Below are 20,775 nucleotides of genomic sequence, written 5' to 3'. Positions count from 1 at the left end.
GTGTTTGCGGGCGTTCTCGATTAATATGATCAATAAAAAAAGGATATTTTTATGTATAAGTTTGTCGTCACAACTGTCGTTGCATTCGCTGTACTCAGCGCTTGTTCGACGGTGGATAAACCCAATGCTGTAACTGCTCTGTCTGCGCCAGTGAGTTCAGTTGCTTTTGAAACCTATAGTGCTGAAGAGTTTTATAAAACAACGAGTGTGTACGGTTCTTCTATAAATCATTCAAGTGATGCTGTGTTAGTGAGTAATGATGCCAGTGGGATTTTTAATGCTTACCGCGTTCCGGTAGATGGCGGACCTGCAAAACAACTTACTTTCTCGACCAAAGAATCAATTTTTGTTGCGTCTTGGTTTCCTAACGATGAGCGGTTTTTATTTAGCGCTGACAAAGGCGGTGATGAATTAGACCATCTTTATGTTCAACAATTAGATGGTTCACAGCTCGATTTAACCCCAGGTGAAGGTTTAAAAGCCTTAATGTTAACTTGGCATGAAAATGACCGCTCATTTTTTGTTGCCACTAATGAGCGAGATCCAAAGTTTTTTGATGTTTATCAATACAATGCTGATAATTATAGCCGTGAATTAGTGTTTAAAAATGATTCAGGTTTTAATGTTGAAAATATCAGCCCGAATGGGCAATTTATTGCGCTGAGCAAAACACATTCAAATAGTAACTCAGATCTCTACTTGGTTGATTTACAGTCAACAATGGCAAAGCCAACATTGATCACCCCGCATAGTGGCGATGTTTCATATTATGTTCATACCTTTTCAAAAAAAAATAAACAGTTGTTATATGCAACAGATGAGTTTGGTGAGTTTAATCAGGCTTGGGCCTACGATTTAGACACGGGTAAAAGTACGTTAAATTATAAAGCTGACTGGGATGTTAGCTTTAGTTATTTTTCAAAAGACGGCAGATACCAAATTATTGGTGTTAATGCTGATGCGCAAACACAATTAATTATTAAAGACTTAAAAACCCAGTCAGAGCTGACATTACCTGCATTACCTAGTGGTGATTTAAGTGGTGTTAATTTTAGTAATGATTCTAAATCTATGGTGTTCTATCTCAACTCAGATACTTCTCCCTCAAATTTATATGTTCACACACTGGGTTCAGACTCGATTACGCGCTTGACTAACTCGGGTAATCCCAACATAAAAGAGCAAAATTTGGTTACTGGTGAGGTGGTGCGGTTTAAGAGTTTTGATGGCATAGTCATTCCAGCCATTTTGTATAAACCCAAGCAAGCGAGCATGATAAATAAAGTCCCTGCATTGGTGTTTATTCATGGTGGCCCTGGTGGACAGTCACGTAAAGGATACAGTGCAACGATCCAACATCTTGTTAATAACGGTTATGCCATCATCATGATTAACAATCGTGGCTCAAGTGGTTATGGAAAAACCTTTTTCCATTTGGATGATAAGCGCCATGGTGAAGATGACTTACAAGATGTCGTTTATAACAAAAAGTATCTTCAAACATTAGATTGGGTAGATGCTGAAAAAATTGGGGTGATGGGTGGCAGTTACGGCGGTTACCTGACTATGGCTGCAATGACATTTACCGATGAGTTTAAGGTTGGTATTAATATTTTTGGTGTGACGAACTGGGTGCGTACCCTCGAAAGTATTCCGCCATATTGGGAGTCTTTTAGAAAAAGTTTGTACGATGAATTAGGCGATCCCGCAACAGATAAAGAAAGGTTACACCGTATTTCACCAGTATTTTTTGGTGAAAAAGTTAATAACCCGGTTTTAGTTGTGCAAGGTGTTAATGACCCACGGGTACTTAAAATTGAGAGTGATGAAATGGTCCAAGCCATTCGCTCGGGTGGTACCTATGTTGATTATCTGCTTTTTGATGATGAAGGCCATGGTTTTTCTAAAAAGAATAATCGAATTAGTGCATCTAATAAATATCTCGAATTTTTAGATGCTTACTTACTAAAAGCAAGCAAATAAATACTCTGGCAGGTTGATGTTAAATGGTGTTTTTACAGCGGTTTTAGCTCAGTTTGTAAATCAATACAATCTTTTAGCTTAATCCGTTTTATATTGAGTAATATTTAACCTGCGTTAAACACCACATCAAGCCATTGCTTACCCAATGGCTTTTCTTTTGCTGGTGCAGTAACGGCTTACAGTTATTTACTCTATCCCGCTTATTGACGCTGCTTGTATCCGTTTGGGGTAACAAGGTAACGTTATGCAAAGGCGCCCTTTTATTGCAAAACCAGTTTTATCAACGCCATTTTTTAACGATTAGGTTTAATGTTAAGGCTTAAATCAACATCATAACGAAGCGTAAAGCCATTAATGAGTCGATGGGTTTTCTATCGCGGGAACGATATGTTATTTTGAGAGCGTAATGGCAAGCTAATGACCATTTTTTAATGGCTATATTTTCAAAAGCTATGCATAAACTTTCGATCTGTTTATACCAAACACGATAAATAAGTATTCAGAGATTACGAAGCAAAAACCGTTTAAAATAAGGCCGAGAGTGCAGCGAGCTAGTTGTTCTAACTTCAACATTTCTAACAAAGTGATAAGCGATGAAAACCAGTAAGCATGATCACATTTTTGTGCTAATTGGTATGAGTCCTCTTGTGAGCAAACTATGAAATACACTGTTGATATTCACGCCCATACTATAGCTTCAACTCACGCATACAGTACAGTTCACGATTATTTATCTGTGGCAAAATCAAAGGGCATGAAGTTATTTGCCATAACCGATCATGGCCCAGATATGGCCGACGCTCCGCATTTTTGGCACTTTGTGAATATGCGAGTACTGCCCAGAATAGTTGATGGTATTGGGCTGCTTAGAGGTATTGAAGCCAATATTAAAAATGAATACGGCGAGATAGATTATTTTGGCAGTTATTTACAAGAGCTCGATATTGTACTGGCTGGTTTTCACGAGCCGGTGTTTCCCCCGTCAACCAAAGAGGCGCATACAAAAGCGCTAATCAATTGTATCGAAAGTGGCCACGTGGATATTATTACCCATCCTGGCAATCCCAAATACCCTATCGACATAGATAAAGTGGCGCAGGCTGCAGCAAAACATAATGTTGCGCTTGAAATTAATAATTCGTCATTTTTAACATCACGTAATGGCAGTCTACACAACTGTACTGACATCGCCAGAGCGGTAAAAAATGCAGGCGGATTATTGGTGATGGGCTCTGACTCTCATGTGGCATTTAGCCTAGGCGAGTTTGATAAATCCATTGAGGTCATTGAGTCGGTCGATTTTCCTCTAGATCGATTATTAAATCGTAACCCTGCGGCTTTGTTATCTTTTTTAGCCTCAAGAGGCCACACCACCTTAGATGAATATAATGTGCTAATCGATTAGTAAGCAGATCCATTCAATTGCCTGTCACGTAATAACAGGGATATTTCCATTTAAACTGAAGATTTTACATCAGGTTAATCAGGCAAGGTAAAGGATCCCTATGCATTTTACTAAAGAGCGTATCGACGCCCTCGATACACGCACACGTGCACATTTTATTAATTCGTTGTCGGGGTTTAAAAATGCCAATCTTATTGGTACGCAAGATGCTCAAGGCCAGACCAACTTGTCGATAGTGAGTTCGGTGTTCCACTTAGGCGCTAATCCGCCACTTGTGGGCATGATAATACGACCTCACAGTGTGCCTAGGCACACCTTTGAAAATATTCTACAAACAGGTTTTTACACCATTAATCAGGTAAATCAGTTTATTTTTTCACAAGCGCACCAAACGTCGGCTCGATATGACAGAGATGAATCAGAATTTGATGCCACGGGGTTAACTGTTGAATACCTAACGGGTTTTTATGCACCTTTTGTTAAACAAAGCCGCCTTAAGTATTCTGTCAAACTGGTTGAACAACAACATCTAGCCGTGAATGGAACCGAATTGGTAATAGGTGAAATCATTGATGTGTATGTTGATGATAACGCCGTTGAAGATGATGGTTTTATTGATTTACATGCCATTGATACTGTGGCTATCTCTGGGCTTGATAGCTATCACACAACGAATAAATTAGCGCGCTTACCTTACGCAAAAAAATAACCTTGTTTTTTATAGTCATTACCAAATAAAAACATCCCATTCAAATTAGATTTCAATGGGATGTTTACGTATATTAATTAAGGCTTTAATAATAATGGCTTAGTTTGTTTTTACCGCTGGCGTTAAAAACCGTTCTTTAACCGCTTGTGCCATTAAATTGGGTGGAATTAACCCCTGCTCTAATACAAAGTTATTAAACGCTAAGCGGTCAAATTTATCACCTAAGGCAATTTCTACCTCGGCCCTGATTTCGAGTAAACGTGATAATCCATAGAAGTAGCTGCCCGCTTGGCCAGGCATTCTCATGGTGTAACGGTCTACTTCTTGTTTTACCGCCGCCTCAGAAAACACCACCTCATTACGCAATAATGCATATGCATTTTCTTTGGTGGTAAGTCCAAGATTTAACATTGGGTCTAACATGGCACGGGCATTACGTAATAACCTGTGCTGCAGTGCAATCAATTGTGCTTCAATAGGTAAATACGGCAGCATTTCTGCTTCGGCGTACAGTGCCCAACCCTCAACGTTTACACTATTAAACGCATAATAAACTCGTGCCAGTGACACGCCCTGCTCTAACATGACCGAAAATTGCAGTTCATGCCCTGGGCGGCCTTCATGAGCGCTTAAGGTGTAAGCTACCGCATTAAAATTAAAGTCATCGTAAGCGGCATCACCCTTTAACGCGGGGTTGCCGGTGGTAAGCACAAACTGGCCTTGTTCACCTGTATTACCAATAAACGGTGGCGGTAACATGTGAGGTGCAGGACTTCCAGCGGCTTCGGCGTCGCTTGCAAGACGCATTATCATGTCGCGTTCAGGTAAATTAACCACCTGTTGTTTACTGATTAAGGCTTCGAGTTGTTTATTGATGGCATGGTAATGGCCTTCAATCTTATCATTGGTTAACGAGTCTTTTTTAAGTTCTCTGATAACATCTCGATAATCACTTGATGGCATATCAAACTTTTTAGCCACTAATGGCGCTAAAGCTTGCATGTTGGCCTTTGTTATCATGTAACTTGCTTTGGCCCGCTCAATTAATAACTCTGGTTCAATATCGATACCCACAGTTTTAAGATTTAGTGCATACATTTCTGGCGGTAAACGAAAATCTTCTCGACTTGTCGGAATGACCGTTTTTTCAGCCCATTGACGGTAATCTGTAATTTGTTGTGTTAACAGCGCTAAATTGTCATCTGCTTTGATAAAATCATTTTTTTCAAATAACTGCTGCAAACCTTGTATTAGGGTGTCGGTTCTTGCAAGCGCCTGTTCTACTTCTTCTTTTGTTGGTCCCATTAACGACTTGTTGGCTAACGCGGCTTCATATAAGGCTTTGGCTTGCTCGGTTAATGCAGGTTGCCCGGCTTTACCGACATAACATGCAAGGCGGTTATTTGCGTCTTGCTTGCGCGTATCTGACATTTGATCATCAAGCAGTGCCGATACACCTCTGAATATGATTAAAGGCACATCTACCCAGGGCAGCATGTATTTGTCTTCTAGTGCTGCACTGGCAATGGTTTGATCTATATCGTCAATAATGATGTTTAAGTCTTGGCGTACTGGCAGCAATGTTTCAGTATCTAGTGCTTTTAATAACGTCTGTTTACTGCTTTTAAGGGTGTTTAAATACTTATCTTGTTGTGCCTTTGTAATGTTGCTACATCGCTTATCGGCTTCAACAATACCAAATGAGCTTGCCATTTCGGGTTGAAATTGACTGTTAATATTAATTTGTTTGTTAGTGTATTCATTACTGATCTCAACCCAGGTTTGAGCAGAAGATGCAAATGGAACAACAGCCAGCAATGGGATCACACAAGTGAGCAGTTTACCTGACATTAGCTAAATCCTTTTTTGATATGAAGCAATTACTATAGCTGAATCATCCGCTAAAGTGATTATCAAGAGATTAACTAATCTGTAACCAATAATTATCATGGGTACTTTATACCAACCAGCACAAGAATATGATCATGCTTACTGGTTAAAACCGCTTATAACATCGTTAGAAATGTTGAAGTTAGAACAACTCGCTAGCTGCAATTTCTGCCTTATCTAAGCGATTTTTCCCACGCAATCTCTGAACACTTATTTATCCTGCTTGGAATTACTTAAAATTAGACTGAAGCTAGGTAATAAAAAACCGCAACGTTTGGTTGCGGTTTTGGGTTGAGGATTAAGATTAAATTACTATTATTTTACAAAGATAAAACGGTAGTAAAATTAAAAGACAAAATCTTCACTGTCTAGCGCCATCATAGAGTCAACACCATTTGCGATACACGCTGCATGGCCTTTTGCTCTAGGTAACATTCGCTGCATGTAGAACTGCGCGGTTTTGATTTTAGCTTCATAAAACGCTGCTTCTGTGGTACCTGCCGCCAGTTTATCTTGCGCCACTTTAGCCATTTTGGCCCAAAAGAACGCCAGCGTGACATAACCTGCGTACATTAGGTAGTCAACCGATGCGCCGCCGATTTCATCTGGGTTTTTCATGGCTTTTCCGCCAATGAGCACGGTTAAGTCATGCCACTCTTTAGCATAGGCCATAATCGGTTTAATAAACTCTGCCATAGCAGGGTTGTCCATGTTTTGCTGGCAAAATGCAGTGACATCTTTAGAAAACGGCTTTAATACTTCGCCTTGTGTGCCAATAATTTTACGGGCTAATAAGTCCAAGGCCTGCACACCGGTTGTGCCTTCATAAATACAGCTAATTTTAGTATCGCGCATTAGCTGTTCCATGCCCCACTCTTTAATAAAGCCGTGGCCACCAAAAACCTGTACACCGTGGCTTGTACATTCAAAGCCAAGCTCAGATAAAAATGCCTTAGCTATTGGGGTTAATAAAGCCAGTTTGGTTTCGGCATCGGCTTTAATGGCTTCATCTTTTTCTGCATGGCCAATATCTACAAGCTGGGCAAGATACGAAATCAGTGCACGTCCGCCTTCAGCAATAGATTTTTGAGTTAACAGCATTCTACGTACATCGGGATGCACAATAATGGGGTCGGCTGGGCCATTAGGATTTTTAACGCCACTGATAGAGCGCATTTGCAAGCGATCTTTAGCATACGCTAACGCCCCCTGGAATGAGGCTTCTGCGGCGGCAACACCTTCACTGGCAACACCAATACGCGCTGCATTCATAAAGGTAAACATACATTTAAGACCACGATTTGGCTCACCAATTAAGTGCCCTGTTGCGCCGTCGAAATTAATTACACAGGTCGCGTTACCATTAATTCCCATTTTGTGTTCGATTGAACCACAGGTTACCCCGTTTCTGTCGGCAATGCTGCCATCTGCATTAACGTTAAATTTAGGCACAATAAATAACGATATGCCTTTGTTACCCTCAGGAGCACCAGGAATACGTGCAATAACGATATGCACAATGTTGTCAGATAAATCGTGCTCACCGGCAGAAATAAAGATTTTTGTGCCAGTTAACGAATATGTGCCGTCGGTCTGTAATTCTGCTTTGGTACGCAACATGCCTAAATCTGTGCCGCAATGAGGCTCAGTTAAACACATGGTACCTGTCCATTTACCTTCAACAAGGTTTGGCATAAATTGTTGTTTTTGGGCTTCGGTACCATGGGCTTCAATGGTGGCTAATGCGCCGTGGCTTAAGCCTGGATACATGGCAAAACTGTGGTTAGCGCTTGAGAAAAGCTCTGCAATACTAATGTTTAATGAATGTGGTAAACCCTGACCGCCAAATTCTTCACTTTGAGACAACGTTGGCCATCCGCCTTCTACATACTTGTCGTATGCGGCTTTAAATCCGTCTGGCGTAGTGACAACACCGTCTTTGAAGGTACATCCTTGCTGATCACCAATTTGATTTAATGGAGCAACGACCTGTTCGGTTAATTTAGCCGCTTCTGCAATAATGGCATCAACCATATCAATACTGGCGTCATGGTAACCCAAGCGTTGATAGTGCCCTTCACAATCAAGCAGTTCTTGCATTACAAATTTTACATCACGTATGGGGGCTTTATATTCAGGCATTGTTGTTACTCTCCATGTCTTTTCAGCGTCTATCAAGTGTTTATTTAGATAAAGCAATTCATCTCAGATTACTGATGCTAAGTTAACTGCAAGTATTATCCAAATGCATATTACTTATATGTTCACATTCGCATTATTAATAGTGCTGGGTGTATTTAGCCGTTTTCGCTTTGGTGAGTGACCAACCATTGATGATCATAAAGCGCATTTATACTGAATCGCGACACAAAATTTGAGTAAAAACACTAGTTTATGTTTGCCTTATTCGTATTACGAATAGTTGCATATTAAAATAATTGATTTGTTTAATGTTGTAACTCGTCCTAGCATGATTTTACGGTTAATTGTTCACTATAAGTGGTCATTTCGTATTTTCAGGATACATTTTCATAGCGAAAATGATGTGCTGTTGAATCCCCTTGTCGTTATTGAATATAGCTGTTTTACAAAGATCGATATTTACACTGTACAAACAAGAACGCTTAAGCGTCGTATATATCATTGGTAATTCAACGTATTAGTTAGCTTGTTTAATTTTGATTCGACTTTATCTGGGGAAATAAATGAATAATAAATCACAAATTTTCAAGTACTCTATCGTCTCATTTGCGGTACTAGGTGTACTCAGTACAGCCGCTTATGCAGATGATGCAAAACCCGTCAAGCAAGATGAAGATATGGAACGTATTGTCGTTACAGCGTCTAAAAGACCTAAGGGTTTACAAGAAACGCCCGTGGCAGTCACTGTGGTCAGCAGTAAAGCCATTGATCAGGCAAAGGTGATGGACATTGACGATCTACAAACTTTAGTTCCTACGCTGCGAGTCACTCCATTACAACGCTCAACCAATACCAACTTTGCCATTCGTGGTTTTGGTAACGGGACTAACAATACCGGGATTGAACCCTCTGTTGGGGTATTTGTTGACGGTGTTTATCGCTCGCGTGCTGCGGCTCAAATAGGTGATTTACCAAGACTTCAGCAAGTCGAAGTATTAAGTGGTCCGCAAAGTACTCTGTTTGGTAAAAATGCTTCTGCGGGTGTGATAAGTGTGACAACCCGTGAGCCAGCTTATTATCAAGAAGGTAAAATTGAAGCAGGTATTGGCAACTTTAATCAAAGAGTGATGAAAGGTTATTACACCAATGGCATTACAGATAATTTAGCCTTTAGTGTATCGGGTGGTTTTAATACTCGTGACGGTTATACCGAGTCGGTTTCTGGATTAGATGATGTTAACGACAAAGATCGTTGGAATGTACGCGGTCAAGCCCTGTTTGAGCCCACAGACGCGGTTAAATTACGCTTAATTGCTGATTACAGCGAAATTGAAGAGGCCTGCTGTACCGTCGAGAACTCTGTAAACGGCCCAACCACTGCTGTTGTTCGCGCGCTGGGCGGCACAGACATCGATGAATCCAGTTCATTTGCCTATCAATCGGCTTTAAATTCAGACCCCATCAACAACGTTAAAGACGGTGGCGTGTCGTTGCAGCTCGATATCGATTTTGATGGGTATTCATTTACTTCAATCAGTGCGATACGTAACAACGAATCTGACTTTATGAACGATGTTGATTACACCACTCTAGATATTCTCACTGAAGGTGGATACACAGATATTGACACCATGACACAAGAGTTTCGTCTAACATCTACGGGTGATCGCACCCTAGAATGGATGTTCGGTGCTTACCTTTTTCATGAGGAAGTAACCACAGGTGACACTTTGTACTATGGCGACGATATCAGAAACTATTTTGATATGTTAATGGCGGCTGGTGGCGCTGCAGGATTACTCAGTGGCGTTGAAGGGGTTTATGGCTTAGATCAAGGTACTTTCTTTTCTAGGGCCTGTTGATCTTTGCTGTTCATAATTCAGCCAACCCACATTGGCAGCCATATAAGGCAGCAAGCCAAGGCCAGTGTACTTGCATAATTCCGGGCTAATTTATCATACCTTGTTGCTACTGAGCGGTAATGTTTTAGCCTGGCAAACACGTTCTCAACCAGATGGCGATATTTGTACAGACACCAGTCAATATCGCCATTCCCAATCTTCGAATTACGCTTGCGCGGTATGTTAGGGACGCCCTTTTTCTCTCGGATCTGCTCTCGTATCTTCTCGCTATCATAGCCCCGGTCAGCGATAACGTGTTCGGCATCAGGCAGCTGTTTTAGTAACTCTATGGCAGCTTTACTGTCATGAACCTCACCGCCTGTCACAATAAAATCTATTGGCAAGCCGCAACTATCCACTGCCATATGGATTTTCGTCGTGTTACCACCACGACTTTTCCCAATCGCTTCTTTATCTTCTGAGCGAGCACCTGTCGCATGCTGATGCGCTTTGACGATGCTGCCGTCTATAAATTCCCACTCTAAATCAGCCAATTGCCTTAACTCTGCGAATAGCTGCATTAGAATGCCTTTTTTAGACCACAGGTTAAAACGCCGGTAGATGGCGCTCCAATCTCCAAAAGCTTCTGGCACATCGCGCCAAGGGCAACCGACCCGCATCCGATACAAAATGCCTTCGAAAGTATTTCTGTGTTCGGGCTTGTCATATACGCGGCCCGTTTTAAGCATCAATCTGATTAGCTTTGACCAGTACTCGTCTGTTAACATTGTTCTTGGCATGATGGGTTGTCATGGTTAGTTTTTGGCGAAAGTAATTATACCAGCCCATCATGCTGTCTAATAATCCATCACGAAAGATCAACAAGCCCTAATACATCTGCGGTGAGTTCAGACTTTGAACAAGACAATGATGCCTACTCATTATTCGCCAGTTTTGATTATCACATTACAGATCAATTTACCGCTATTTTTGGAGTGAGCTATACCAACGACCAAAAAGAAATCACGATTTCGCAAAATAACACCGATGTATTTTCATCTTTAGACTTAGACACTGAGTCTACGCTATTTGGTGTGCCTATTGGCAGTATTCCCACTTTAGCGCCGGCTGTACCTACATTAAAAAGCTTACAGTTTTTACCGCCCATGTTAGGTTTACCAAATGGCGTTGAAGACAACAAAACCGATGACAGTAAAACCACTTGGTCGTTGCGTTTATCTTACGAAATTAACGACAACATTAACGTGTTTGCTACTGCCGCAACAGGGTTTAAGGCTTCATCGTGGAACTTATCGCGATACTCTAGCCCATTTGCTGCCGATCAAGCCGCACTCGCCACAGCAGGCATTGAAGAACCCAATCAAGTTTACGGTGGCCGCTATGCCTCTCCTGAAGAAGCCATGGTGTATGAAATTGGTATTAAAACCCAATTTGAAAACGGCTCGTTTAATGCCACGATTTTTGACCAAACCATTGAAGGTTTTCAATCATCAATCTTTATCGGCACCGGCTATGTACTGGCTAATGCAGGTAAGCAAAGTACCCAAGGATTTGAATTTGATTCAAATTACAACTTAACCGATGACTGGTCATTTACATTAGCAGGCACCTTCCTTGATCCTATTTACGATTCGTTTGAAGGCGCATCAGGTATAGACGGCCCTACAGACTTGTCTGGTGAAAAACCTGCAGGTATTCATGAAGTGAGTATTACTGCTGGAGTGGTGTATAACTTTGAGGTATTTAACGGCGCAGATGGTTATGTACGTGCTGATTATTTATATGAAAGCGACGTTAAAGTGGCTGAAAACACACCAGAGTCATTAACGCGTGAAGTCAATTCCGTTAATGCCAGTACAGGGCTTGCCTTTGATAATGGTGTGAGTGTTCAGCTTTGGGTACGTAACTTAACCAATGACGAGTATTTATTGTCGGCTTTCCCACCACCAATCCAGTCTGGCAGCTTTAACGGCTACCCTAATCAACCACGTACTTTTGGTGCAAACGTGTCGTACCAATTTTAATCACCACAATAGTAACGCCAGGCAGTAGATTGCTGGCGTTACTGCTTGATTTACATTCTCAACATCAGGTGTAGCCTGATGAATAACAATAAGAGTCGTCACTATGTCTATAGAATCAATCTTAAAAAATCGCTATTCCGTTCGTGCCTTTCAGCCTAAACCTGTACCAGAAAATGTGCTCAAACAAATCTTTTCTAGTGCGCAACTTTCCCCCTCAAACTGTAACGTGCAACCCTGGCAAACGTGCGTGGTATCGGGGGCAACTAAAGACAAATTAAAAGCCAAATTTATCGAAACCTTAATGAGCGGCGCCACACCTAACCCCGATTTTAATTGGTTGCCACAATATCAAGGGGTGCACCGCGACCGTCAATTTGGCTCAGCTAATGCGCTTTATAGCTCGGTAGGTATCGCTCGTGAAGACAAAAAAGCCCGTCAAATGGCGATGGTACGTAATTGGCAGTTTTTTGATGCGCCACATGCGGTGTTTTTTACTATGGATAAATACTTAGACATTATGGGCGCAGTAGATTTAGGCATCTATGCGCAAACATTGTCATTAGTTATGGCAGAGCACGGCGTAGCAAATTGCATGCAAGGCGCGCTGGGGCAATTCCCTGATCCTGTTCGTGAAATTTTAGCCCTACCAGAAGAGCGTGGAATTTTATTTGGTATGTCGTTTGGTTATGCCGATGAAAACGCACCGGTTAATCAAACTCGCACTGAGCGAGAGTCACTCGATAACGCTGTTGCCTTTTTTGACTAACGCAATCGAACACCTGCGATACTGAGAATGCCAATGACACTCACCCATCATTATATCAATATAGAACACACTAATATTCATTATGTTGAGTCTGTGCCAATGGGTAAGCCAACTCAGGTTGAAACCTTAGTATTTTTACATGGTTTTCCTGAGTTTTGGGGTACTTGGCATAAACAACTTGAATTTTTTGCCCCTAATTATCGAGTCATCGCGCCCGATTTACCTGGGTATAACCTCAGCGATAAACCTACAGATCTTGAGTTTTACACTGTACCCAAGCTTATCGCATTTATTGCAAAATTGATTAGTGCCATTAGCCCACATAAGCCAGTCACTTTAGTTGCCCACGATTGGGGCGGCGCCATTGCTTGGCCATTAGCCGCATTTAACGCCTCGTTATTAAGTCGACTAGTTATCTTAAATGCTGCGCACCCTAGCACCTTTACCCGTGAAATGATTAATAATCCAAATCAGCGAGCTAAAAGTGCTTATATTCATCAACTGATATCTTCTGGGGCAAATAGCCTACTCAGCCAAAATAACTACCAATACTTGGTCGATAAATTGATGCAAAGCCAGTTACCTGCTCTGTTTACAGATGAGTTATTAGCCTCGTATCGCCAGGTTTGGCAACAGCCAGGGGCGATAAATGGCATGTTGCAATATTATCGCGCCATGCCACAACTGGCCCATGATGACACAAACGATAATGTAGGCCACGGCGATACTAGGTTAAGTCATCAGGTTAAACCGGTTTCGGCCCTAAAAATCCCCAATATTCGCATTAATATTCCCACGCTAGTGCTTTGGGGCGAGCAAGATTTAGCCTTTGTAAATGAAAACTTAGATGGATTAACTGATTACGTAACAGATTGCACCATCAAACGATTTTCTAATACAAGCCACTGGATCCAACATGAGCGGCCAAACGAGGTTAATAACGCGATCAGTGAATTTTTAACGTCATTACAATAAAAACCAAAAAGGCGATATAGCATGACAACCGATGAAGCTTCGCATGATGCGATACCAAAAAGTGCAACCGTATTTGAAGTCAATAAACATAGCTTACAAAACACCCGCGTAAACCCACTCGCGTTTACGGCGCCCATGGCTCATAACGATGTGTTATTACGGGTAGATAAATTTGCATTAACAGCTAACAACATCAGCTACGGCATTATGGGCGATTCATTAGGGTATTGGCGATTTTTCCCCTCTACCGATCCCGTTCATTGGGGGCGATTGCCTGTTATGGGCTATGCCGAAGTGATTAAATCTAAAAATGATCAAATATTGGTGGGTGAGCGAGTTTGGGGTTTCATGCCAATGGCGAGCCATTTTATGATTGTGGCTGGCAATGTCTCACAAAATAGCTTCAGTGATATTAGCCCATGCCGAGAGGGATTATCCCCTTTATACAGCCGATTTGATCGTGTAAATGCTAATCCTTTTTATCTGCCCCAAAACGAAGACTATGACATTTTACTGAGAGGCCTGTTTACTACCTCATGGTTAATCAATGATTACATGAGCGACAATCAGTATTTTGGTGCTGAGCAATACCTAATTACCAGCGCTTCAAGTAAAACCAGTATCGCCCTTGCCTTTTGCATTAAGCAGCAAGCACAAAGGCCAGTTATTGGCGTGACATCAAATGAAAATAAAGCGTTTGTTGCCTCGTTGGGCTGTTATGACAAGGTGATTAGTTATGACCAAGTGAGCCAATTAGACACTGCCGCGACCATTTTAGTGGATATGGCGGGCAGCAAAACCACACTGGCTTTGATCCATCATCACTTTAGCGAGCAACTTAAATACTCTTGTCGCATTGGCCTAACTCATCATCAAGACATTGACATCAATGACAACAACACCCTTCTTCCTGGTCCTGTCCCGAGTTTTTTCTTTGCGCCCTCGCAGCTTGCCAAACGCAGCAAAGAACATGGCGCAACGGCCACAATGACACTCATTAACACGGCATTATTAGGTTATATCGATTTTTGTAAAAACAGCATTTCGATTGCACACATTAATGATTTTGAAGCAATAGATCCTGCATACCAAGCGGTACTTGCCGGACAAGCCAATGCATCTGTCGGCATCGTTGTTCACCCAAATGGCTAACTTATGTTGCTTAACAATGGATGTTTACCTTAAGCACATTACCTATTTTAAGAGGTTATTATGGACAATATGCAATTGATTACCTTAGTGAATACTCAAATTATCCCAGTGTGTATTTTTTTGATTATGATGGGTATGGGTCTATCACTGGTCGTAAATGATTTTAAACGAGTTTTTAAATACCCTAAAGCGGCAGCAATAGGGCTCACAAATCAATTAATTCTGCTACCCATTATTGGTTTTGCCTTGGCCAATATCATGCCGTTAGAGCCTGAGTATGCTGTAGGTGTGATGTTGTTAGCCTTGTGTCCTGGTGGCACCACCTCCAATATGTTTTCACATTTAGCCAAAGCCGATGTAGCGCTATCGGTTACTATGACAGCGGTGGCCAGTTTAATTACCGTATTTACCATTCCTGTGGTGCTTAATTATTCTCTAATTCATTTTATGGGTGCTGGCAGTGAGTTTAAATTACCCATTATTGCGACCATGATAAGTTTAATGAAGCTCACCATAGTGCCCATTTGTATAGGGATGTTAATAAGACGCTTTGCCCCTAACCTTGCTGCAAGCACTCAGGTTCATGTATCTAGATTTGGTATTTTGTTTTTAACCTTGTTGATGATTTTTCTTACTTATATCCAACAAGATATTGTTATCCCTGCACTAATAGCCGCAGGTCCAGTGTCGATTATTCTTAATTTATCAACCATGCTGTTGGGTTATTACTCAAGTAAATGGTTTGGGCTTAACTTTGCACAAAGAACATCAATAACAATAGAATGTGGCTTACAAAACAGCACCTTATCAATGTTTATGGCGTTAACATTGTTAGGTAATTACAAAATGTCTTTTACGCCAGCAATATACACTCTCACAATGTTCTTTACCGCAGGGATTCTAGCGGGTATGTTAAATTCTAAGTATGTAAAATCGAAACAGCTTGCAGGTGCTACTGCAAAATAATTAGCCTAACTCATCATAATAACAAAGGTAAAAAATGGAACTTGTCAGTGTAACAATCGAAAACAACGTGCATGTCATTACCCTTAATAACGGTAAAGTCAATGCAATATCTCCTGAGGTGATTAGCCAAATTAATCGTGCATTAGATGAGGCTGAGCAACAAAATGCCGTGGTTATTTTAACTGGGCAACCTGGGATTTTATCTGGCGGTTACGATCTTAAAACAATGAAGCACAGCCCTGAAGCCGCCATTGCACTTGTGACTGCGGGGTCAACATTAGCTCGCAGAATGTTGTCATTTCCTACACCGATAATTGGCGCCTGCTCTGGCCATGCGATTGCGAAAGGTGCCTTTTTAATGCTCAGTTGCGACTATCGCATTGGCTGTCATGGTCCTTTTAAAATCGGCCTTAATGAAGTGGCTATTGGCATGACTATGCACCAAGCAGGCATTGAAATTGCTCGTAATCGCATCCCGCAACATTACCTAACGCGTGCGGTGATCAATGCCGAATTATTTGCCCCCGAACAAGCCGTGTTAGCAGGCTTTCTTGATCAAGTGGTTGAGCCTGATCAACTCATGAACACAGCTCATATGGTGGCTAAACACATGCAAACGCTTAATATGCCAGCACATTTAGGCACCAAATTAAAAGAGCGACAGTCGATACTCGCCTCATTGGATGAGGCGATAGAGCAAGATAAGCACATCACACTTAATTTATAAGGACATCACGATGCTATCGCACAAAACCTACCAAACCTTAACGGTCGACATTACCGACAAAGTGGCTCACATTGTGCTGAATCGACCAAATGAATTGAATTCAATGAATGTCGACTTTTGGCATGAATTTCCTAGTGTCATACATGACATCAACAATCAATCTGCAGCGCGTGCCATTGTGATTTCATCTACTGGTAAGCATTTTTGCGCCGGCATGGACTTAGGCGTGTTTACAGCCACAGGCGCTGATAACACTATTGAATTGGGCCGCAAGCACGATCATTTACGCCGTTTAGTCCTTAAACTTCAAGATTGCTTTACTGTACTTGAAACTGCCCGAATGCCGGTACTCATGGCCATTCATGGTGGTTGTATTGGTGGTGCGCTTGACATGATCAGCGCCGCTGATTGCCGCTACTGCACTCATGATGCATTTTTTAGCATCGAAGAAACCAAACTCGGTATGACAGCAGATGTCGGTACCTTACAACGTTTACCCAAATTAATTTCCATGGGCTTAGTGAAAGAGTTAGCCTTCACAGGCCGCAGAATGACCGCTGCTGAGGCTAAAGATTCAGGCTTAGTTAATCAGGTGTATCCAGACCATGAAACAATGCTTGCTGCGGTATTTGATATTGCAAAAGAGATTGCGGCGCGCTCGCCGCTGGCGGTTACCGGCTGTAAAGAAATGATTAATTATGCCCGCGATCACAGTGTCGCCGACAGTCTACAATATATGTCGGTTTGGCAAAGCGGTATGTTTCAACCGCAAAATGACATGATGGAAGTCTTTAATGCTAAGGCGCAAAATCGCGCTCCTGAATTTGAAGAGTTAACACCCATCGACCCTGTAAAAATATTCTAATATCAATCAGGAAAATAAGTGATCAGCGATTGCCTAATGAAAATCGTATAGAGTGTAAATCGTTTAAAATAAGGTAGAAATTTCAGCGTACTCCTTGTTCTACCTTCAACATGTTTAACGACGTTATAAGCGATATTAACCTGTAAGCATGATCACTTTTTATTCTGATAGATATAAGTAATGGGTTTGCGTAAACCGCACTGGATGAATTATTTTAACAGTAATTGACGCTGAGCCCTTAGAGCAAATTATGACAAAACCATTAATTAATCTCGTGCATGCTAATGGCTTCCCTGCTGGCAGCTATAAAACATTTTTACATCAGTTTGAAAACGATTACCGAACCGTTGCCCACAATCAGTTTGGCCATAATGCCTTATATCCAATTCACAGTAACTGGCAGCATCTGGTAACAGAACTTGCTGAATTTATAAAGAAACAAGATGAAAAAGTCATTTGTGTTGGCCATTCATTTGGTGGCGTTATTTCATTTATTGCCGCCTGCCAACACCCTGAGTTGTTTCGCGGTTTAGTCATGCTAGACCCGCCTGTTGTCACCGGTGCTTTTTCACATTTACTGAGTTTTATCAAACGAACTCCATATATAGACAAGCTTTCACCGGCTGGAAAAGCAAAAACACGGCAAAGCCATTGGCCAGAAAACACAAATTTGGTTGATTATTTTTCACAGAAAAGTTTGTTTAAAGATTTTGACCCGCGTTGCTTGCAAGACTACGCCTCATCTTGTGCAGTGCAGCGTAATAATCGGTTAGAGCTAAGTTTTTCGCCCGCTGTAGAAGCTGATATTTTTAGGCACTTACCCACTAATTTATCTCAGTTTAAACATAAACTAACGGTACCCGCTAAACTCATTTACGGTGAAAAAACCACTATCTTTCCAATTAAACATTTTAAGCGTTTTGCTAAATTAAACGACATCGATTTAATGACGTTACCTAAGGGCGGCCACATGTTTCCATTAGAACAGCCCGAAAACACTGCTGCCATGGTCAAAGAGATTATTAAAGATTGGTAACAGCAATAGTCGGTGTTGATTAAATAGCAATAAAAGGAGTGTGCAATGCTAAAGCCAACGACATTGTTAACCGCCCTTACCTGTGGCTTGGGATTAAGTTTTTCTGTGTTCGCGTTACCGTTAGATAAAATACAACTCCCTCAGGGATTTAGTATTGATATTTACGCTGACAATATCGAAAACGCACGCCAAATGGCACTGGGCGATAAAGGCACGGTATTTGTGGGCAGTCGCAAGGCTGGTAATGTATATGCGCTTATAGACAGTAATAATGACTTTAAAGCCGACAAACAGATCGTTATTGCGAAAGATTTGTTTATGCCATCAGGATTAGCATTTCATAATGGCAGTTTGTATGTTGCAGAGGTCGATAAAATCTGGCGTTACCCTAACATTGAAAACACCTTACCTAGCATCCCTAAACCAGAATTAGTTTTCGATAAGCTACCTAATAAAGCCCACCATGGTTGGAAATTTATTACCTTTGGACCCGATAGCCATTTATATATTCCCGTTGGCGCACCCTGCAATGTATGTGAAAGTGATTTACCTTTTGCGTCCATCTTAAAACTCAATGTCGACACTAAACAAACCACGATTGTGGCTAAAGGTGTGCGTAATAGCGTTGGGTTTGATTTTCATCCCGTTACCGGCGATTTATGGTTTACCGACAACGGCCGCGACATGATGGGCGATGATTTACCTGATGATGAGCTTAATCATGTCACTCAAACTGGCCAACACTTCGGTTTTCCTTTTATTCACAACTCTGACATCAATGACCCCGATTTTACTAACCCTACCATTGCCAAACTCAACACGCCTCCAGTATTAGCTTTAGGCGCTCATGTTGCCGCATTAGGCATGGAGTTTTATCAAGGCAAGCAATTTCCTGCCGCTTATAAACACTCAATCTTGATTGCACAACATGGCTCGTGGAACCGCACAAACAAAGTCGGTTACCGTGTAATGCAAGTCGTACTTGAAGGCAATAAGGTGATAGATTACAAACCCTTTGCCACAGGTTGGCTTGATGGCGAACAAAGCTGGGGGCGTCCAGTTGATGTAATGACTCTGGCAGATGGTTCTATCTTGATATCAGATGACTTTGCCAATGCAATTTATCGGGTGAGTTATACCCAGTAGCGTTAAGGTTTAACTTAACCACTGTGCAACGATACTCAATGAAATCAACTCTTTGATACGCGGTAAACCCATCCCTTGGCGCTCTGTGTCATAGCCGCGATGACATCAGCTGTATGGGTATCTTCGATTTAACCTTATTTGTGGTTGAACGATCTAACGCATTTTTTTACAAAAACTTGTTAGCTATTTTCTCATCGTCTAATTTTCACGTCGTCCTAATTTTCACGTCGTCCCGGTAATGCTTTTGAGCCGGGACCCAGGTGTTTGTACTTTTTATGGTCTGCGCCCACACCAGATCAAGAATGGTTGAGGCTATCTAACTAAACAAAACTAGGGGGTGAGGTGGCAATACTCAATGAAATCACTTCTATGACACGCGGTAAACCCCTCCATGGGCGCTCTGCGAAAACATCCGTGTTTTCGAAGGTCATAGCCGCGATTACATCCGCCGTATAGTTATCTTCGATTTAACCTTGTTTGTAATGGGAAGATCTAACGCATTTTTGGATAGAAGCTTGTTAGCTATTTTCTCGTCGTCCTAATTTTCACGTCGTGGCGCCTCGCCAATTGTAAAGCATGTAACTGTAAGGTTTTATTTGGCGTCAACATGGCATTCACTTACCGACACGCGCAAGTACATCCATGTAGCTCGACCGACCCGTCCGTGGGTCGGACGGTCGGCTCGCAAACCACCATGATGAAGCTGTCAATGTTTGTCTTATCAGCAAGTTTTAAAGAATAGTTTAGTGAGGTGCATGCGTTGGTCAGGTCACGTATTCTTTTGTAAAATGTCTTCAACGGCCTCAAGTTCAGAGTTGAATTTGGGCTGTTTGCAAGCAATATACGTAACTTATCCATGTACACAGATTGTGTTTAAAATATGGCAACTTAACGTCGTCCCGGTAATGCTTTTGAGCCGGGATCCAGGTGTTTGCTTCTACTTTTGTACTTATGGCCTGCGGCACTAACGTCGTGGTGCCTCGCCAATTGTAAAGCATGTAACTGTAAGGTTTTATTTGGCGTCAACATGGCATTCACTTACCAACACGCGCAAGTACATCCATGTAGCTCGACCAATCCATGGGCGCTCTAGGTCATAGCCGCGATGACATCAGCTGTATGGATAT

At 41.7% G+C, this 20,775-nt stretch carries 16 protein-coding genes; 13 read left to right on the top strand and 3 right to left on the bottom strand.

Going from position 1 to position 20,775, the window contains the following annotated elements; all coding sequences use genetic code 11:
* The first annotated feature begins 51 nt into the window (after positions 1-51).
* From K8B83_RS12755 to K8B83_RS12745, 3 genes are all read left to right on the top strand, one after another.
* Positions 52-1,983 carry a S9 family peptidase gene (locus K8B83_RS12755; protein WP_188740294.1) on the top strand — a complete coding sequence of 644 codons (1,932 nt, stop codon included), beginning with the start codon at positions 52-54 and terminating at the stop codon, positions 1,981-1,983.
* A gap of 658 nt (positions 1,984-2,641) precedes the next feature.
* The gene (locus K8B83_RS12750) at positions 2,642-3,388 is read left to right on the top strand and encodes a phosphatase (protein WP_188740293.1); all 747 of its coding nucleotides are present in this window, start codon (positions 2,642-2,644) and stop codon (positions 3,386-3,388) included.
* Between the two features lie 100 nt (positions 3,389-3,488).
* The gene (locus K8B83_RS12745; protein ID WP_188740292.1) at positions 3,489-4,097 is read left to right on the top strand and encodes a flavin reductase family protein; all 609 of its coding nucleotides are present in this window, start codon (positions 3,489-3,491) and stop codon (positions 4,095-4,097) included.
* Between the two features lie 99 nt (positions 4,098-4,196).
* Here the strand turns inward: K8B83_RS12745 and K8B83_RS12740 are convergent, their stop codons facing one another.
* Together K8B83_RS12740 and K8B83_RS12735 are read right to left on the bottom strand one after the other, a co-directional pair.
* Positions 4,197-5,948: a DUF885 domain-containing protein gene (locus tag K8B83_RS12740; RefSeq protein ID WP_188740291.1), complete on the bottom strand. Its 1,752-nt coding sequence runs from the start codon at positions 5,946-5,948 to the stop codon at positions 4,197-4,199.
* A gap of 384 nt (positions 5,949-6,332) precedes the next feature.
* Positions 6,333-8,129: an acyl-CoA dehydrogenase C-terminal domain-containing protein gene (locus K8B83_RS12735; RefSeq protein ID WP_188740290.1), complete on the bottom strand. Its 1,797-nt coding sequence runs from the start codon at positions 8,127-8,129 to the stop codon at positions 6,333-6,335.
* Between the two features lie 563 nt (positions 8,130-8,692).
* On the opposite strand from K8B83_RS12735, the gene K8B83_RS12730 reads away from it, so the two are divergent.
* Positions 8,693-9,991 carry a TonB-dependent receptor gene (locus K8B83_RS12730; protein ID WP_223417379.1) on the top strand — a complete coding sequence of 433 codons (1,299 nt, stop codon included), beginning with the start codon at positions 8,693-8,695 and terminating at the stop codon, positions 9,989-9,991.
* Positions 9,992-10,008: 17 nt separating this feature from the next.
* On the opposite strand, the gene K8B83_RS12725 is transcribed toward K8B83_RS12730, so the two are convergent.
* Positions 10,009-10,770 carry an IS5-like element ISSpu10 family transposase gene (locus K8B83_RS12725; RefSeq protein WP_011789342.1) on the bottom strand — a complete coding sequence of 254 codons (762 nt, stop codon included), beginning with the start codon at positions 10,768-10,770 and terminating at the stop codon, positions 10,009-10,011.
* A gap of 6 nt (positions 10,771-10,776) precedes the next feature.
* Between K8B83_RS12725 and K8B83_RS12720 the strand changes: the two genes are divergently transcribed.
* The 9 genes from K8B83_RS12720 (at position 10,777) to K8B83_RS12680 (ending at position 19,648) form a co-directional block, all read left to right on the top strand.
* Complete coding sequence (locus K8B83_RS12720) at positions 10,777-12,015, top strand: TonB-dependent receptor domain-containing protein (protein WP_263283547.1); 1,239 nt, start codon at positions 10,777-10,779, stop codon at positions 12,013-12,015.
* Positions 12,016-12,118: 103 nt separating this feature from the next.
* Positions 12,119-12,781, top strand: a complete 663-nt coding sequence (locus tag K8B83_RS12715) for a nitroreductase (RefSeq protein ID WP_188740289.1) — start codon at positions 12,119-12,121, stop codon at positions 12,779-12,781.
* Positions 12,782-12,814: 33 nt separating this feature from the next.
* On the top strand, positions 12,815-13,756 hold the full coding sequence (locus K8B83_RS12710) for an alpha/beta fold hydrolase (RefSeq protein ID WP_188740288.1): 942 nt from the start codon (positions 12,815-12,817) through the stop codon (positions 13,754-13,756).
* A 21-nt stretch (positions 13,757-13,777) separates the two neighbouring features.
* Positions 13,778-14,908, top strand: a complete 1,131-nt coding sequence (locus K8B83_RS12705; RefSeq protein WP_188740287.1) for a DUF2855 family protein — start codon at positions 13,778-13,780, stop codon at positions 14,906-14,908.
* Between the two features lie 60 nt (positions 14,909-14,968).
* On the top strand, positions 14,969-15,874 hold the full coding sequence (locus tag K8B83_RS12700; protein WP_188740286.1) for a bile acid:sodium symporter family protein: 906 nt from the start codon (positions 14,969-14,971) through the stop codon (positions 15,872-15,874).
* Positions 15,875-15,908: 34 nt separating this feature from the next.
* A complete protein-coding gene (locus K8B83_RS12695) occupies positions 15,909-16,601 on the top strand; it encodes a crotonase/enoyl-CoA hydratase family protein (protein ID WP_188740285.1) in 693 nt (230 codons plus the stop codon).
* Positions 16,602-16,605: 4 nt separating this feature from the next.
* Positions 16,606-17,466 carry a crotonase/enoyl-CoA hydratase family protein gene (locus K8B83_RS12690; protein ID WP_373284938.1) on the top strand — a complete coding sequence of 287 codons (861 nt, stop codon included), beginning with the start codon at positions 16,606-16,608 and terminating at the stop codon, positions 17,464-17,466.
* A gap of 250 nt (positions 17,467-17,716) precedes the next feature.
* On the top strand, positions 17,717-18,502 hold the full coding sequence (locus K8B83_RS12685) for an alpha/beta fold hydrolase (RefSeq protein WP_188740283.1): 786 nt from the start codon (positions 17,717-17,719) through the stop codon (positions 18,500-18,502).
* Positions 18,503-18,547: 45 nt separating this feature from the next.
* The gene (locus K8B83_RS12680) at positions 18,548-19,648 is read left to right on the top strand and encodes a PQQ-dependent sugar dehydrogenase (RefSeq protein ID WP_188740282.1); all 1,101 of its coding nucleotides are present in this window, start codon (positions 18,548-18,550) and stop codon (positions 19,646-19,648) included.
* The last annotated feature ends 1,127 nt before the right edge of the window (positions 19,649-20,775 follow it).

The sequence above is a fragment of the Shewanella inventionis genome (genome assembly GCF_019931735.1).
Taxonomy (GTDB): Bacteria; Pseudomonadota; Gammaproteobacteria; order Enterobacterales; family Shewanellaceae; genus Shewanella; species Shewanella inventionis.
This window is presented reverse-complemented; position numbering and strand designations above follow the sequence as displayed.

Coding starts and splice junctions, on each gene's coding strand:
- K8B83_RS12755 (WP_188740294.1), top strand. CDS start 52: ATGTATAAGTTTGTCGTCACAACTGTCGTTGCATTCGCTGTACTCAGC.
- K8B83_RS12745 (WP_188740292.1), top strand. CDS start 3,489: ATGCATTTTACTAAAGAGCGTATCGACGCCCTCGATACACGCACACGT.
- K8B83_RS12685 (WP_188740283.1), top strand. CDS start 17,717: ATGACAAAACCATTAATTAATCTCGTGCATGCTAATGGCTTCCCTGCT.
- K8B83_RS12715 (WP_188740289.1), top strand. CDS start 12,119: ATGTCTATAGAATCAATCTTAAAAAATCGCTATTCCGTTCGTGCCTTT.
- K8B83_RS12750 (WP_188740293.1), top strand. CDS start 2,642: ATGAAATACACTGTTGATATTCACGCCCATACTATAGCTTCAACTCAC.
- K8B83_RS12700 (WP_188740286.1), top strand. CDS start 14,969: ATGGACAATATGCAATTGATTACCTTAGTGAATACTCAAATTATCCCA.
- K8B83_RS12705 (WP_188740287.1), top strand. CDS start 13,778: ATGACAACCGATGAAGCTTCGCATGATGCGATACCAAAAAGTGCAACC.
- K8B83_RS12710 (WP_188740288.1), top strand. CDS start 12,815: ATGACACTCACCCATCATTATATCAATATAGAACACACTAATATTCAT.
- K8B83_RS12680 (WP_188740282.1), top strand. CDS start 18,548: ATGCTAAAGCCAACGACATTGTTAACCGCCCTTACCTGTGGCTTGGGA.
- K8B83_RS12735 (WP_188740290.1), bottom strand. CDS start 8,129: ATGCCTGAATATAAAGCCCCCATACGTGATGTAAAATTTGTAATGCAA.
- K8B83_RS12695 (WP_188740285.1), top strand. CDS start 15,909: ATGGAACTTGTCAGTGTAACAATCGAAAACAACGTGCATGTCATTACC.
- K8B83_RS12725 (WP_011789342.1), bottom strand. CDS start 10,770: ATGCCAAGAACAATGTTAACAGACGAGTACTGGTCAAAGCTAATCAGA.
- K8B83_RS12740 (WP_188740291.1), bottom strand. CDS start 5,948: ATGTCAGGTAAACTGCTCACTTGTGTGATCCCATTGCTGGCTGTTGTT.
- K8B83_RS12730 (WP_223417379.1), top strand. CDS start 8,693: ATGAATAATAAATCACAAATTTTCAAGTACTCTATCGTCTCATTTGCG.